The organism is Bradyrhizobium sp. USDA 4473 (genome assembly GCF_054063335.1).
Map to the genome: position 1 here is coordinate 4649210 of NZ_JBSSGE010000001.1, position 14438 is coordinate 4663647.

The window sequence follows — 14438 nt, forward strand, 5'->3', positions numbered from 1 at the left end:
AGCTTTGCGCCATAAGGCCTTATGGGTACTCGAAATTCCCGCCGCAGCACGCCGATTGTGTCCGGAAATTGTCCAGAATCAGGCGGTTTTGCCGATCATCCCGACAACAATCCGTTAACCAGTTTCGTGATTGGCTGGGCCAACGATCCGCCGGCCAGGGCCGGGCGGAGACGACAGGGACAGGCCATGCCGCTTCATCTCGAACGGGTTGAATGGACACAATCGCCGCCGCTCGCCCCCGGCGACGGCCCGATCGACGTCGAGCACCTCCAGCGCATGACCTTGGGCGACCCGGAGCTCGAACGGGAGGTGCTGGCGATGTTCTCGACCCAGTCGGCCCGGATTCTCGGGGAGCTGGCCGCACTGCCGGCGGAGGCTGCGACCCACGCCCACACCCTGAAGGGATCGGCGCGGGCGATCGGCGCCTTTGGCGTCGCCGAGGCCGCCGCCCGGCTGGAAACCGCGCTGACGGCCGGTTCCGATCCGGCCCAGCCGCTGGCCGCGCTCGGGACCGCGATCGCCGAGGCGCGGACCGCGATCGAGCTGATTCTGGGCCGATCCTAGGCTCCAGCCATCTCCACAGGCCGGCCAGGAGACTTGCCGGCCGGGCTGACAGCTTTTCGGTCTCCGCGCTAGCGCTGCGCGGACCGACCCGTTATACGACTGCCGGGACCTTTCCATCCATCGTCCGGCGCATTCCGGCAGCACGAGCAATCATGGCCAAAATCCACTTTATCGACCATTCCGGCGAGAAACGCTCCATTGATATCGAGAACGGCGCGACGGTGATGGAAGGCGCGATCCGCAACGCCATTCCCGGCATTGAAGCCGAATGCGGCGGCGCCTGCGCCTGTGCGACCTGCCATGTCTATGTCGATGAAGCCTGGCGCGAGAAGGTCGGCGCGCCGTCTCCGATGGAAGAGGACATGCTGGATTTCGGCTTCGACGTGCGTCCGAATTCGCGGCTGTCCTGCCAGATCAAGGTCACCGACGAGCTCGACGGACTGGTCGTGTCGACGCCCGAGCGGCAGGCCTAGAGTTTTTCGGTTCTGATCGAATCAGAACCGAGCTCTCGCTTTTTGCTTTGACGCGTTTGCTTCACGCGAACCGGCGTCCACTTCGCTCGAAAACGCTTCTATTCGCCGTCCGGATTCACACCGCGACGGACCCAGCGGCGGAAGTTCTCCTTGACCTCCGCCGGCAGCGGTGTCGGCCTGCGCGTGGCCTCATCGATCATCACGGTGATCGCCTTTGCCGACGCCACGCAGCGTCCTTCCGAGAACACCACCTGATCGAAGGTGGTCGATGTCCGTCCGAACTTGACGAGGCCGAGCCCGAGCTCGATCCGGCCCGGCCAGTGCAACTCGGCGCGGAAATGGATGTCGAGGCGCACCATGATCCAGCCAAGCCCTGCCGGCATCAGCCCCATGGTCCGATCCTTCACCAGCGTGACGCGGCCGGTTTCGAAATAGCTCGCATACACCGCATTGTTGACGTGCCCGTTGGGGTCGAGATCGGCAAAGCGCACATTGTCGGACAGCCGATAGGGGAAGTCTTCCAGGCGCGGCGCATCGTCAGCACGGACAGGGGCATTCACGAGGGGGATCTCCGTCGGTTTGCCGTCCATACAGCCGAGTTGCGCAGGCTCGGCAAGGGGTTGCCGCGCCAGCCGCTGTCCCTATTATGCATGTCCCGATCCGGCCCATGCTTGGCTGGACAGGCGAGAACCGTGCAGTCGATCTCAACTGAAAAGAAGCGGACATGAGCGAAGCGATCAAGACCGATGTGCTGATTATTGGCGCGGGCCCCTGCGGGTTGTTCGCCGTGTTTGAACTGGGCCTGCTCGACATGAAGGTGCATCTGGTCGACATCCTCGACAAGATCGGCGGGCAGTGCGCCGAGCTTTATCCGGAGAAGCCGATCTACGATATTCCCGGCATTCCGCTGGTCACCGGCCAGGGCCTCACCGACCAGCTGCTGGAGCAGATCAAGCCGTTCGGCCCGACCTTCCATCTCAACGAGATGGTGGAGAGCATCGAGAAGATCGGCGATCCCTTGTTCCGCGTGAAGACCGATGCCGGCAAGGAGTTCGAAGCCAAGGTGGTGGTGATCTCGGCCGGCGGCGGCTCGTTCCAGCCGAAGCGGCCGCCGGTGCCCGGCATCGAGGCCTATGAAGGCACTTCGGTGTTCTATGCCGTGCGCAAGATGGAGCAGTTCCGCGACAAGAACATCCTGATCGTCGGCGGCGGTGATTCAGCGCTCGACTGGACGCTCAACCTGCATCCGATCGCCAAGCGCATCACGCTCTTGCACCGGCGCGACGATTTCCGCGCGGCGCCGCACAGCGTCGAGCAGATGCGCACGCTGGTCGCCGACGGCAAGATGGACCTCAGGATCGGGCAGGTCACCGGGCTCGAAGGCGCCAACGGTCAGCTCTCGGGCGCCGCGCTGAAGGGCAACGACAATGCGCTGTCGACGATCGCCTGCGATACGATGCTGCCGTTCTTCGGGCTCACCATGAAGCTCGGCCCGGTGGCGAACTGGGGCGTCGCGCTGGAGAACAATCTGGTGCCGGTCGACACCGCGGCGTTCGAGACCAACGTCTCAGGCATCTTCGCGATCGGCGACATCAACACCTATCCGGGCAAGCTGAAGCTCATTCTCTCCGGCTTCCACGAAGGCGCGCTGATGGCGCAGAAGGCGCATCGCTACGTCTATCCGGACAAGCGGCTGGTGTTCCAGTACACAACCTCGTCATCAAGTTTGCAGAAGAAGCTTGGCGTGAACTGATTCCGCTCCGACAGCGACCAATGCCGGGGGCACGGGTCAGTTCCTGCGCGGGGCGGGTACTGGAACACTCCGCGAAATGGCCGTAGTCTGCGGCTATTCGGGGTCGTCGATTGATCAGGTGATGATGATGCGGAACACGCTGTCCAGACTTCGGCTGATCCTTGCGATCGCCACGGCCTTTGCGCTGGCGGCTCCGCTTGCCGCCTCGGCGGCCGAGCTGTCGGCAGCCGGCCTCTGGCAGAAGATCGAGGACGGCAAGCCGGAGGGCTGGTTCCTGGTGGTCGAGCGCAACGGCGTGTACGAGGGCATGATCGCGAAGATGTTCGCATCGCCCGACGATCCGCCCAATCCTGTCTGCTCGAAATGCACCGACGATCGCAAGGATATGCCGTGGCTCGGCATTCCCCTGATCCGCGACATGAAGCGCAACGGGCTCGCCTATGAGGGCGGCAACGTGCTCGATCCGCGCAATGGCAAGATCTACAAGGCCAAGATGACGCTGAGCGCCGATGGGCAGACGCTGACCATGCGCGGCTATCTCGGCATCTCGCTGTTCGGCAAGGACGAGGTCTGGACCCGGCTGCCGGACACCGCGATGGCGCAGCTCGATCCTGCGATCGTCGCGAAGTATCTGCCGGCGCAGGCCGCCGCGGTGAAACAGCCGCCGCCACAGCCGCTGAAGAAGCGGTAAGGTTCGCTCTCGATCTTGTTCGCCGTACTCCGGCACGCGGCCTGCACCCACGAACGACTTCAGGTCGCGCGATTGAAGGCTGCGGCGGAATCCGCAACAATCTGGCCGGCGATCTCGTCGGCCCGCCAGCAGCGGACCGCGTGTCCGTCGGGACGCGTTTCAAGCGATGGCGCGGGCGCGCGACGGCAGACCGCCTCGGCATGACGACAGCGCGGATTGAACGCGCAGCCGTCCGGCGGATTCAGCGGACTGGGCGGCTCGCCCCTCGTGGTCGCAAGCGGTGCGCGGCGCAGCGGATCGGGAATCGCCGAGATCAGGGTTTGCGTATAGGGGTGCGCCGGCCGTTCGAAGATTTCGCGCCAGTCGCCGCTCTCCACGATGCGGCCGAGATACATGACCGCGACCCGGTCGCTCATGTGCTCGACGACGCCGAGGTCATGGCTGATCATGATGTAGGAGAGGCCGAGCGTTTCCTTCAACTCCAGCAGCAGATTGATGATCTGGGCCCGGATCGAGACGTCGAGCGCCGATACCGGCTCGTCGCAGATGACGATCCTGGGATTGAGGATCAGTGCGCGGGCGATGCCGATGCGCTGGCGCTGGCCGCCGGAGAATTCATGCGGGTAGCGGCCGGCTTGCTCGGGCCGCAGGCCGACCTGCCTCAGCATCGCCTCGATGCGTCCGTCGATCTCGCTTTTGGCCGTCACGCCGTGCAGCCGCAGCGGCGCCTCGAGCGTGCGACGAACGCTCTGGCGCGGATTGAGCGAGGCGTAGGGATCCTGAAACACGATCTGGACGATGCGGGCCAATGCCATGCGATCGAGCGATTGACCGCCGGTGACGACCTGGCCGTCGAGCACGATCCGGCCGCGCGTCGGCGTCTGCAGGCCAAGGATCGACAGCGCGACCGTCGACTTGCCGCAGCCGGATTCGCCGACCAGACCGAGGCATTCGCCGCGCTTCAGCTCGAGATCGACGCCGTCGACCGCACGCAACAGTCGCCGCCCGCCGCCTCGCAAGCCGCCCCCGATCGGATAATGGACCGCGAGATCCTCGACGCGGAGGATGACATCGTCGCTGGAGCCGTGCGCTGCGTCATGCATGGTGATGGCACCTGACGAGCCCGCCGTCGCCGAGCTGTGTCGTCTCCGGCGCGGTGGTCCGGCAGATCTCGGTCGCCTGCGTGCAACGCGGATTGAACCGGCAGCCGGCCGGGAAATCCGCGATCGCCGGCACGACGCCCGCGATCTCCTTGAGCTTGCTCCGGCCGAGTGCTGCACGCGTGCCGAGCCGCGGCAGCGAGTCGACCAGGCCTTTGGTGTAGGGATGCGCGGATGCGCGGAACAGCGCGTCCGAGCCCGCGCTCCTCGACAATGCGGCCGGCATACATCACCGCGACGCGGCGGCAGACATTGGCGACCAGGCCGAGATCGTGGCTGATCATCAGGATCGCGGTGCCGCGCTCGGCACATAAATTCCGCATCAACTCGATGATCTCCGCCTGCACGGTCACGTCAAGCGCGGTCGTCGGCTCGTCGGCGATCAGGAGATCGGGCCCGCATGCGAGCGCGATGGCGACCATCACGCGCTGACGCATGCCGCCCGAAAGCTGGTGCGGGTAATCCCTCACCCTGCGCTCGGGCGCCGGGACGCGGACGCTCGCCAGTGCCTCGACGGCGAGCCGGTCGGCGTCACGCCAGCTCTTGCCCTGATGCAGCACGAACATTTCCGCGATCTGCCGGCCGATCGGCGAGACCGGATTGAGCGCCGTCATCGGCTCCTGGAAGATCATGGCGATGCGGTTGCCGCGCAGCGTGCGTTGCTCGGCCGCCGGAAGGTCCTGGATCTCGCGGCCGTCGAAGCGGATCGCGCCGGCACCGAGCGAAAGCGGCCGGCGCAACAGCCCGATCAACGCGAGCGCCGTTATGCTCTTGCCGCAGCCGGATTCGCCGACGAGGCCGAACGTCTCGCCGCGATCGATGCGGAATGAAACCCCCTCGACCGCCGCAATCCGGCGCGCCCCGTCGTCGAGGTCGATGCGCAGGTTCTCGACTTCGATCAAGGGAGGGGCCGTCATGTGCGCCGGCTCCGCGATTGTGGATCGAGGATATCGCGCAGGCCGTCGCCGAGCAGGTTGAGGCCGAGCACCGTCAGGAAGATGGCGAGGCCCGGGAAAACCGAGAGCCACGGTGCCGTGGTGATCTGGTCGCGGGCCTCCGACAGCATGCTGCCCCAGCTCGGATAGGGTGGGCGGATGCCGAGGCCGAGAAACGAAAGCGCGGCTTCCGCCAATATCGCGCCGCCCATGCCCAGCGTGCTGATGACGATGATGGGGCCGAGCATGTTGGGCAGCAGCTGCGTGATCATGATGCGCAGATCGCCGTAGCCCAGCACCTTTGCCGCCTGCACATAGCCCTGGCTCTTGAGCGACAAGGCCGACGCCCGTGCGATCCGGCACGAGAACGACCAGTTGGTCAGCCCGAGCGCGATCAGGAGGCTGGTCAGGCCGGGTCCAAGCACCGCCATGATGGCGAGCGCGAAGATCAGCGAGGGGATCGCGAGCATCAGATTGGTCAGGGCGTTGACGACATCGTCCCACCAGCTGCCCCAATAGCCGGCGGTCAGACCCAACGTCACGCCGATCACGCTGTTGACGAGCTGCGAGACGATGCCGACCGTCAGCGAGATGCGTGCGCCGTGCACGACGCGGGAATAGATATCGCGCCCCTGCGCATCGGTGCCGAACCACCAGATCCAGTTCGGCGGCTCTTCCGCATTCATCAAATTGGCACCCATGACTGGATCGGTGTGCGCCAGCCAGGGCGCGAACAGGCCGACGAAGATCGCAAGCGCGAACAGCACCCCGCCGATGATCGTGCTGGTGCCAAGCTTCATGCGTATCTGATCCTGGGATCGATCACGCCGTAGAGCAGGTCGATCAACGTATTGACCGCGAGAAAGAACAGCACCACGACGAGAATGGTGCCTTGCACGGCCGGGATGTCGCGCTGCAGGACGCTGTCGACCAGCAGCGAGCCGATGCCGGGCCAAGAGAACAGTTTCTCGACCACCACCGCTTGGCCCATCACGACGCCGAATTGCAGGCCGATCACCGTGAGGATGATGACGAGCGCATTGCGCATCACGTGCCAGGTCACGACCCGGGTTTCGCTCATGCCCTTTGAGCGCGCGGTCCGGACGAAATCCGCGGTCATGATCTCGAGCACCGCGGCCCGCGTCGTCCGCGCCAGCAGCGCCATCGGCGAGACGCCGAGGGTCACGGCGGGCAGCAACAGGTATTTCAGCCCGCCGTCGCCATAGCCGAAACTCGGCAGCCAGCCGAGCTTCAATGCAAACAGATACATCAGCAGCAGCCCGAGCCAGAACTTGGCCATCGAAAGGCCGGACACCGCCAGCACCATCGAAACCGTGTCGACGATGCTGCCCGGCCGCAGCGCGGCGACGAAGCCGAGCGGGACGCCGACCGCGATCGCAAATGCCAGCGCCGCGAAGATCAATTGCAGCGTCGGCCACATCCGTTTCGCGATCATGGTTGTGACCGGCTCACGGGTCCGGAACGAGGTCCCGAAATCACCCGTCGTGAGCCGACCGATATAGGAGCCGAAACGGACGTAGACGGGATCGTCGAGGCCGAGCTGCTTCTTCATGCGTTCCACGACCTGCGGGTCAGTCGGACCGCGGCCGTCGTCGCCCATGCTCGACGCGATGCTGCCCGGCACGATGCTGAACAGCACGAAGATCAGCAGCACGACGGCCAGCACGGTCGGAATGGTCTGCAGCACTCGGCGGATCGCGAAGGACAGCATTGGACGTTTTCCTCACTCCCTCCGTCGTTGCTCGCGATGGAGGGAGCGCAATGGCACTGTCACTTCGCCGGCGAGGTGTCGTCGACCCAGAGGTCTTCGACGTTCTGATGGGTCAGTTCCGTCGCGTCCAGCTGAATGCCCTTGAGCCAGGGCTGCACCGCCATGACGGCCTTGTTGTAGTTGAAGAACCAGATCGGCGCTTCCTCCTGGAGCAGCGCGTTGGCCTTTTGCAGCAGCTGGGTGCGCTTTGCGGCGTCGTCGGTCTGCCCGGCCGCATCGATCAGCTTGTCGAAGTCGGCGTTCTTGAAGGTCGTGTAGTTGCAGGCCGATTGCGGCGTCGCCGAGTGAAAGCATTTCAGCGCGGCCTGCGGATCCGGGCCGGTCGCCTGGGAATAGATGAAGGCCTGGAAGTCGCCCTTGCGAATGACTTCGGCCAGCACCGCGGTCTCGACCTGCTTGACCTTCACCTTGATGCCGACCTTGTCCAGCATCGGGATGGCGGCTTCGACGATCGGCAGGCCCCAGCTTTCATTCTGGCTGGTGGTCCATTCGAACTCGAAGCCGTTGGGATAGCCCGCGTCTGCAAGCAATTGCTTGGCCTTCGCGGGATCGTAGGGGTAGGGCTTCATCGCCTTGTCGTAGGCGGGCGAGGTCAAAGGCAGCCAGCTGGTGGCGCGATAGGCCTTGCCCTTGACCAGCTTGCTGATGATCAGATCGGCATCGATCGCGTAGTTGATGGCCTGCCGGACCCGCTTGTCGGAGAACGGCTTGAACATCGGATTCATCCCCATATAGCGCGTGAACACCTCGGCGACCTCGACGATGGTGCCCTTGAGGTCGGGGTCGGCCTGATAGGCGACATATTGCGCGGGCCCGAGCACCGAGGTATCGATCTCCTTGTTGCGGAAGGCGACATCGCGCGCCGCGGCTTCACCCATCAGCGAGATCACGATCCTGTCGGCATAGGGCTTGCCGGGCTTGTAGAACCGGTCCCATCGGTCCAGCACGATGCGCGATCCCGGCACGTGCTCGACGAATTTGAACGGACCAAGACCGATCGGCTTCTGGATGAAGCTCTCTTTCGCCGCCTCATCAGCGGGATAGATCGAGGTCAGCGCGGTGAAGAAATAGAAGGCGGGATCGACCTTCTCGGTCAGCTTCATTTCGAGGGTGAAGTCGTCGATCTTCTTCAGGCCGGAGATTTCCTTGGCCTGGCCCTTCTCGACCTCGGCGGCGCCCTCGATCACGCGGACAAAGCGTGCGCCGGGATAGGCCTTGGTGCCGTCCATGATGCGGTTGTAGGACCAGATGATGTCGTCGGCCGTCATCTTGCGGCCGTTGTGGAAATAGGCGTCGTCGCGCAGCTTGAAGGTATGGATGAGACCTCCGCCCGAGACGGTGACCTCCTTGGCGAGTTCCAGAACCGGTTTGCCTTCGGCTGAGTCCCAGATGTAGAGCGAGCGGTGCAGGGCCTTGGCGTAGATCTCGTCCTGGGCGCGCGGTGTGGTGTGGATGTCCATGCTGGTGAAGCTTGAGCCGTAGGGCGCCGTCATCCTGATGGTGCCGCCCTTGCGCGGAGTCTGGGCCTCCGCCGCGCCCGATAGGGCCAGTGCCAATCCGGCCACGATCGCAATCCGCCTGAACATCATGCTTCCCCAACTGGAATATCGATCAGCGAGTTGACCACTCGCAGCACGTCAAGCGCAAGGCACACGTTCGGTGGTGATGGCGATCGGCTCCAATAGGTGTGGAACGCTCAACGCCAGCGCCGGACGACCATCGGGAGCCCGGCGAATGAAAAGCATGGGGTGGGGGACCGTGCGTATCCAGAGTTGCAACGGCAGAACGCACGCTGCAGTTGAATCAGCCGCGCTCACCTCTTTGGTCTGCAAATGGACGGTAATTAAGTAATTGCGATTGAATGAAATTTGGCCGGCGGATCACCGCTTCAGCGCTGCTGCGGCGGAGTCGGCAGCGGGGCGACCGGCTCGGAAATCACCTCTGGCACCGCGGTGTTCAACTGCAGAACGTTGGCGGCGGCCGGCACCGCGGCATCGGCCATCGCCGCATGGCCTTCGGCAGTCGGGTGCACCGCGCCACCATACACCGCCGACAGGATGCCCCATGTCGCATCGTGGATGTCGGTTGGCTGCATCGAGGACGGCAGGCCCTGCGGGTAGGTCATCGCGGCGAAGTAGCTGTCATTGGCGTCGCGGATCCAGCGCGCACGCGGCAGATAGGCGCGGTATTCGCCGGCGCTGCGGCCGCATTTCAGCGGCTGGTTGGCGGCGGCGACGATATCGGATTCGAAGCTGTCGCCATTGGCGGCGAAGCAGTCGCGGTCGAACTCCGGATCGCTCGAGGCGCGCGCGCAGAAGCCGTGGCTTGCGAATGCATCCTGATGCGCATCGACGAAGGTCATGCGGTCGGCGCGCGGATTGCGGCAGATGATGCCGGACTGGCACTGCGCGAGCGCCTTGATCTGCGGCAGGAACTCGTTCTGCACGAAGCCCGAGACCTCGGCGAGCCGCCGCGGGTCGGCGTTGAAGGCGGGATGAATCTCGAAGCCGGCGCGGCCGCCAGGGCACGGCGTGCCGCCATTGGCCAGCGCCGGGTTGGCATAGGCGGTATAGATCACGTGCGAGAGGTCGCCGCCGACCAGCGGCTTCAGCGCCTCGCGCAGCTTGGCAAAGCCGGCCGGCAGGTCGCGCGCCAGTGCCGAGCGGGCATCATCGACGCTGGCGAGCGACCCGCCCTGGCTGAACAGCGTGCGTTCGGTCGGGGTGTCGACGATCACGTTGGCGACGAGGCCGGAGAAGTAGATGTCGTTGGCGCCGATCGACAGCAGCACGAGGTCGAGCGTGCGGTCCGGCTGGCGGCGCTTGGCGGCGGCGAGCGCGGTGCGCAGCTCGGCGATCTGGCCGTTGACGGTGCCCGAGCAGGTGTTGGCGGTCTTGGTCGGGAGGCATTCGCGCGCCTGCTGCGAGCCGAGCAGGCCGTCGGCGATGCTGGCGCCGGTGCAGGCCAGCGGCAGATAGGTCACCGCGATGTGCGGATATTGCACGGCGAGCGCAAGCGCGGTGCGGGTCTGATAGCTGTAGAGCGAGCGGTGGCAGGCCGAGTTGAGCCACAGCGCGCTCTGGCGCTGCCAGTTGGTCAGGGTATCCGGCGCCTCGCAGGCACGGCCGCCTTTGTAGCCGGCGCGGCTCGGCCGGTAATATTGCGCGCCGCCGAGATAGGAGCGGAAGCAGAACCCTTCGTCGGAGAGCGCAATGGCGCGGTCGGGATTGCCTTCGCCGGATGCGATGCTGTCGCCAAGGCCGGCGATCAGCAAGTCACGCACCGCGATCTGGGTCGTGACGCGCTGGTTGGCTTCGGCGCCGCTCGCGACGTCGACGGTCGCGACCGTGGTGCGGCCGTAGCGGACCCGCAGATTGACCGGCTCGGCGCAGTCGAAGGTCTGGGATTGCGGTCCGTCGCCGTCGTCGAACGACCAGGCGCAGGTGGCGCCGACCGGAACCGGGCCGGTGAGCCGCACGGTGATCGGGTGATCGATCGGCGTCAGATAGCTTTCCTTGACGTTGTCGCGGGTGCAGGGCTCGTTGACGCGGCCCTGCAGGTCGATGCAGAGCCGGTTGACCGTGTTGCGCGCCCAGCCGCGGCCGTCGCTCTGCAGTTCCAGCGCCTGTTCCGAGGCCAGCACGCTGCGGCCGAGCCCGCTTTCGACATGCAGGCGGAAGTCGCGTTCCTCGCGGAACAGGCGGAAGCGGTTGCGGACCTCCCAGGAGATCTGCAGCTGGCTGTCGTCCTGCGCCTCGGCGGCCGAGGCGAGTATCCCCGCCAGCGCGCTGCCGAGCAGCACGCTGCAGACCGTCACACGAAACGAAAATCGAACCAAAAAGCCAATCATGGCGCGGTTTGACGCGAGCGGTACGGCGAAAATAAGAGAAGCGGCTGCGGGGGGATCGAAAATCCGGGATCGAGTGAGCGGGATGCGGGCCGACGACGTTGCCTGTTACCGTTTCAGCTGCCTGATCCGCTGCTGCCGGCTTTCGATCGGTTGCCGCACGGTCGCCGAGGCCGTGCAGGCCTGGCTTAATCGCTTTCGTTCCTGCCAGGGCTGCACCACGTTGAGCCAGAGCTCGCGCATGCCCATGATCGAGATCGAGATCCCGAACGGGATCAGGAAATAGAGGATGCGGAACACGACCAGCGTCGCCAGCAATTGTTCCTTGCTGAACTCCGGCAGCGCCACCAGCATCGCCGCATCGAACACGCCGATCGAGCCGGGGGCGTGACTGGCGAAGCCGAGCAGCGTCGCCAGGATGAACACGACCGCCAGCGAGACGAAGTCGATATGCGGCTCGGTCGGCATCAACAGGTACATCGCAAGCGCACAGAAGCCGAGATCGACCACGCCGATCATGATCTGCAGCAGCGTCAGCTTGGCTGACGGCAGCACCACCTTCCAGCCGTTCTGGCCGAGCTCGCGGCGCTTCTCGCCGGTCAAGAGCCAGACGAAATAGGCGCCGATGCCGGCAAGGCAGCCGAGCGCGATCAGCCGGTTCATCGCCGGCGGCAGCAGGTCCATCGCCGATGCCGCCGCGGGGTGCCAGGCCATGCCGAAGCCGAGCACGAACAGATTGCCGAGCCAGAAGGTCAGGCCGGACAGAAAGCAGATCTTGGCGACGTCGATCGCGGAGAGGCCGTAATCGGAATAGATCCGGAAGCGGATCGCGCCGCCGGTAAAGACGGTGGCGCCGATATTGTGACCGATCGTGTAGCTGGTGAAGCTCGACAGCGCTGCGATGCGGTAGGGGACGTGGGTCTTGCCGATCGTGCGCAACGCGAAGAAGTCATAGAAGGTCAGCGTGCAGAACGCTCCGACCACGCAGAGCGCCGCCAGCGCGATCCGGTGCGGCGCGATGTCGGTCAGCGCGGTGAGGATGACACCGGTGTCGACGCCTTTCAGGGTGTGGACGAGCGACATGATCGCCAGCGCGATGATCAATACACTCGCGGCGATCCCGAGCCGTTTCCAGCCGATCTTTTCCTTGAAACCACGCCCAAGCGTGGTCAGCAGCCGAAGCATTCATCCTCCCGGCGGGGCGGCAATTTCAGTGGGACCCGGTCACGGACGGCGACGGGTGACGGGCAAACGCACCGTACGCGATGACCCATAAGGCAAAACCGATGCGTTGTGCAGCCCTTGACAAGCCAAGCTTCGACCCTCGTCCAGCGCCATTGTCATACTGGCTACATATGTTCTCGCTCTGCGGAATGTGAGTCGCAGACGTGGGGTCCGCTATGACGGAACGACTGCATGTTCCATCGTTCCCAGCGATTTCATCGGTATTTTTGCCGATTTTGTGGTCGTCTCGGCACTGTCGCGGGCAGCTGGCGCACAGCGAATGGACGATATGCATCGGCATGGGACGTCAGCGCCCGCGCTGGCGTTTACCAAAGTGTGAAGTCGATCCGCGTCCACGCATGATCCGGCTGTGGAGTGCGGGCCGGGACGCGGCGCGCCGGAGCCGGTCCGTAGGTCTATTGAGGCAAAACGCCGCGCAAGGTGGCGACGGCCCAGCCAGCGTCGACCATGACACACTTCGATCATTGGCGAAGTGTTTCATAGAAACGAAGGTCTATCTCTCGCATTGGTCGCCCAGAGCGAGGACAAGAGCATGCAACAGACATTCCTGAACCTCCGGCGCACGCCGGACGAGCGCGCGGCGTCCGATCCACAAAGGACCGGGCTTGCGGCGACATTGACGCTCGCCGCGATGAGCCTCGGTTACGGCGTCGTGCAGCTTGACGTCACCATCGTCAACACTGCGCTCAATGCCATCGGCGCCTCGCTCGGCGGCGGGGTTGCCGAACTGCAATGGGTGGTCAGCGCCTACACAATCGCCTTTGCCGCCTTCATCCTGACCGCGGGTGCGCTCGGTGACCGGATCGGCGCCAAGCGCGTCTTCATGGCGGGCTTTGCGATCTTCACCGCGGCATCGGTTGCGTGCGCGGTCGCGCCAGATGCGGTGACACTGATTGCCGCGCGCTGCGTGCAGGGGCTGGCCGCGGCCATCCTGGTGCCGAACTCGCTGGCGCTGCTGCGCCACGCCTATGCGGACGACAAGGCGCGCGGACGCGCGGTCGGCGTCTGGGCTGCCGGCGCGAGCCTTGCGCTGACCGCGGGCCCGTTTGTCGGCGGCGGACTGATTACGCTGGTCGGTTGGCGTGCGATCTTCCTGGTCAATCTGCCGATCGGCTTGGCCGGCCTCTGGCTCGCCTGGCGTTTTGCCGACGAAACCACCCGCCATCAGCAGCACCGGCTCGATCTGCCGGGGCAGCTCGCCGCGATTGCCGCGCTCGGCACTTTGGCCGGCGCGCTCATCGAAGGCGGCGCGCTCGGCTGGGACAGCCCGTTCGTGGTCGCAGGCTTCGTTCTCGCCGCGATCTTCTCCGTGCTGTTCATCTGGCAAGAGGCGCGCGCGCCGCAGCCGATGCTGCCGCTCTCGCTGTTCAGCCGTCGGATGTTCGCGCTGACCTCGCTGGTCGGTCTTCTGGTGAATGTGGCGTTCTACGGACTGATCTTCGTGCTCAGCCTCTACTTCCAGCAGATCAACGGGCTGTCGGCGTTTGCGACCGGTCTGGCGTTCGTGCCGATGCTCGGCGCGGTGCTGCCCGCCAACCTGATCGCGCCGCATCTCGCGGAGCGGATCGGCGCGCCGGCGGCGATCGCGCTTGGCGCCGCGGTCTCCGCCGCCGGTTGTCTGGCACTGCTGTTCATCAGCCCCGGCACGAGCTATCCCGCGATCTGTCTGCAACTCGTCGCGATCAGCGGCGGCCTCGGCCTGCTGGTGCCGCCCCTGACATCGACATTGCTCGGCAGTGCTGAGCCGCGGCACGCCGGCATCGCGGCCGGGGTGCTGAATGCGACCCGGCAGACCGGCAGCGTGCTCGGCGTCGCGTTGTTCGGCTCCCTGGTCGGCCGGTCCGCGGCCTTCATCGCCGGCCTGCATGTGGCACTCGTGATCTCCACCGGCGTGTTGCTTGCCGCCGCCGCGCTGATCTGGATCGGCGCATCATCACAAGCGCGGCAATGAGCCAGGCCGTCGTTGCGCGGTCGCGGC

Annotated in this window: 12 protein-coding genes and 1 pseudogene; 5 read left to right on the forward strand and 8 right to left on the reverse strand. The window is 65.2% G+C overall.

All coding sequences use genetic code 11. The features are described 5' to 3' along the window. Positions 1-186: 186 nt before the first annotated feature. Entirely contained in the window at positions 187-564 is a 378-nt protein-coding gene (locus ACVW17_RS21535) for an Hpt domain-containing protein (RefSeq protein WP_456756491.1), read from the forward strand. Between the two features lie 152 nt (positions 565-716). After that, the gene (locus ACVW17_RS21540; protein WP_021078007.1) at positions 717-1037 is read left to right on the forward strand and encodes a 2Fe-2S iron-sulfur cluster-binding protein; all 321 of its coding nucleotides are present in this window, start codon (positions 717-719) and stop codon (positions 1035-1037) included. Between the two features lie 98 nt (positions 1038-1135). Here ACVW17_RS21540 and ACVW17_RS21545 read toward each other — a convergent pair whose 3' ends face one another. Continuing rightward, positions 1136-1597 (reverse strand): acyl-CoA thioesterase, encoded by a 462-nt coding sequence (locus ACVW17_RS21545; protein ID WP_456753787.1) that lies wholly within the window; start codon positions 1595-1597, stop codon positions 1136-1138. 164 nt (positions 1598-1761) lie between these two features. On the opposite strand from ACVW17_RS21545, the gene ACVW17_RS21550 reads away from it, so the two are divergent. Next, on the forward strand, positions 1762-2790 hold the full coding sequence (locus tag ACVW17_RS21550) for an NAD(P)/FAD-dependent oxidoreductase (RefSeq protein ID WP_456753788.1): 1029 nt from the start codon (positions 1762-1764) through the stop codon (positions 2788-2790). Positions 2791-2917: 127 nt separating this feature from the next. Continuing rightward, positions 2918-3481, forward strand: a complete 564-nt coding sequence (locus ACVW17_RS21555) for a DUF2147 domain-containing protein (protein WP_456753789.1) — start codon at positions 2918-2920, stop codon at positions 3479-3481. A gap of 59 nt (positions 3482-3540) precedes the next feature. On the opposite strand, the gene ACVW17_RS21560 is transcribed toward ACVW17_RS21555, so the two are convergent. The 7 genes and pseudogenes from ACVW17_RS21560 to ACVW17_RS21590 form a co-directional block, all read right to left on the reverse strand. Then, positions 3541-4584, reverse strand: coding sequence for an ABC transporter ATP-binding protein (locus tag ACVW17_RS21560; RefSeq protein WP_456753790.1), 1044 nt, complete (start codon positions 4582-4584; stop codon positions 3541-3543). Continuing rightward, positions 4577-5558, reverse strand: a pseudogene (locus tag ACVW17_RS21565) (ABC transporter ATP-binding protein). The gene ACVW17_RS21560 and the pseudogene ACVW17_RS21565 overlap by 8 nt, the downstream one beginning before the upstream one ends. Next, on the reverse strand, positions 5555-6376 hold the full coding sequence (locus ACVW17_RS21570; RefSeq protein ID WP_456753792.1) for an ABC transporter permease: 822 nt from the start codon (positions 6374-6376) through the stop codon (positions 5555-5557). The pseudogene ACVW17_RS21565 and the gene ACVW17_RS21570 overlap by 4 nt, the downstream one beginning before the upstream one ends. Continuing rightward, the gene (locus ACVW17_RS21575; RefSeq protein ID WP_456753793.1) at positions 6373-7308 is read right to left on the reverse strand and encodes an ABC transporter permease; all 936 of its coding nucleotides are present in this window, start codon (positions 7306-7308) and stop codon (positions 6373-6375) included. The genes ACVW17_RS21570 and ACVW17_RS21575 overlap by 4 nt, the downstream gene beginning before the upstream one ends. Positions 7309-7367: 59 nt before the next feature. Further along, complete coding sequence (locus ACVW17_RS21580; protein WP_456753794.1) at positions 7368-8957, reverse strand: ABC transporter substrate-binding protein; 1590 nt, start codon at positions 8955-8957, stop codon at positions 7368-7370. 299 nt (positions 8958-9256) lie between these two features. Next, positions 9257-11218, reverse strand: coding sequence for a hypothetical protein (locus ACVW17_RS21585; RefSeq protein ID WP_456753795.1), 1962 nt, complete (start codon positions 11216-11218; stop codon positions 9257-9259). A gap of 105 nt (positions 11219-11323) precedes the next feature. Further along, positions 11324-12400: a lysylphosphatidylglycerol synthase transmembrane domain-containing protein gene (locus tag ACVW17_RS21590; protein WP_456753796.1), complete on the reverse strand. Its 1077-nt coding sequence runs from the start codon at positions 12398-12400 to the stop codon at positions 11324-11326. Between the two features lie 592 nt (positions 12401-12992). Here ACVW17_RS21590 and ACVW17_RS21595 point away from each other — a divergent pair. Beyond that, positions 12993-14411 (forward strand): MFS transporter, encoded by a 1419-nt coding sequence (locus ACVW17_RS21595; RefSeq protein ID WP_456753797.1) that lies wholly within the window; start codon positions 12993-12995, stop codon positions 14409-14411. Positions 14412-14438 lie beyond the last annotated feature (27 nt).

Coding starts and splice junctions, on each gene's coding strand:
- ACVW17_RS21550 (WP_456753788.1), top strand. CDS start 1,762: ATGAGCGAAGCGATCAAGACCGATGTGCTGATTATTGGCGCGGGCCCC.
- ACVW17_RS21535 (WP_456756491.1), top strand. CDS start 187: ATGCCGCTTCATCTCGAACGGGTTGAATGGACACAATCGCCGCCGCTC.
- ACVW17_RS21575 (WP_456753793.1), bottom strand. CDS start 7,308: ATGCTGTCCTTCGCGATCCGCCGAGTGCTGCAGACCATTCCGACCGTG.
- ACVW17_RS21595 (WP_456753797.1), top strand. CDS start 12,993: ATGCAACAGACATTCCTGAACCTCCGGCGCACGCCGGACGAGCGCGCG.
- ACVW17_RS21540 (WP_021078007.1), top strand. CDS start 717: ATGGCCAAAATCCACTTTATCGACCATTCCGGCGAGAAACGCTCCATT.
- ACVW17_RS21555 (WP_456753789.1), top strand. CDS start 2,918: ATGCGGAACACGCTGTCCAGACTTCGGCTGATCCTTGCGATCGCCACG.
- ACVW17_RS21585 (WP_456753795.1), bottom strand. CDS start 11,218: ATGATTGGCTTTTTGGTTCGATTTTCGTTTCGTGTGACGGTCTGCAGC.
- ACVW17_RS21570 (WP_456753792.1), bottom strand. CDS start 6,376: ATGAAGCTTGGCACCAGCACGATCATCGGCGGGGTGCTGTTCGCGCTT.
- ACVW17_RS21560 (WP_456753790.1), bottom strand. CDS start 4,584: ATGCATGACGCAGCGCACGGCTCCAGCGACGATGTCATCCTCCGCGTC.
- ACVW17_RS21580 (WP_456753794.1), bottom strand. CDS start 8,957: ATGATGTTCAGGCGGATTGCGATCGTGGCCGGATTGGCACTGGCCCTA.
- ACVW17_RS21590 (WP_456753796.1), bottom strand. CDS start 12,400: ATGCTTCGGCTGCTGACCACGCTTGGGCGTGGTTTCAAGGAAAAGATC.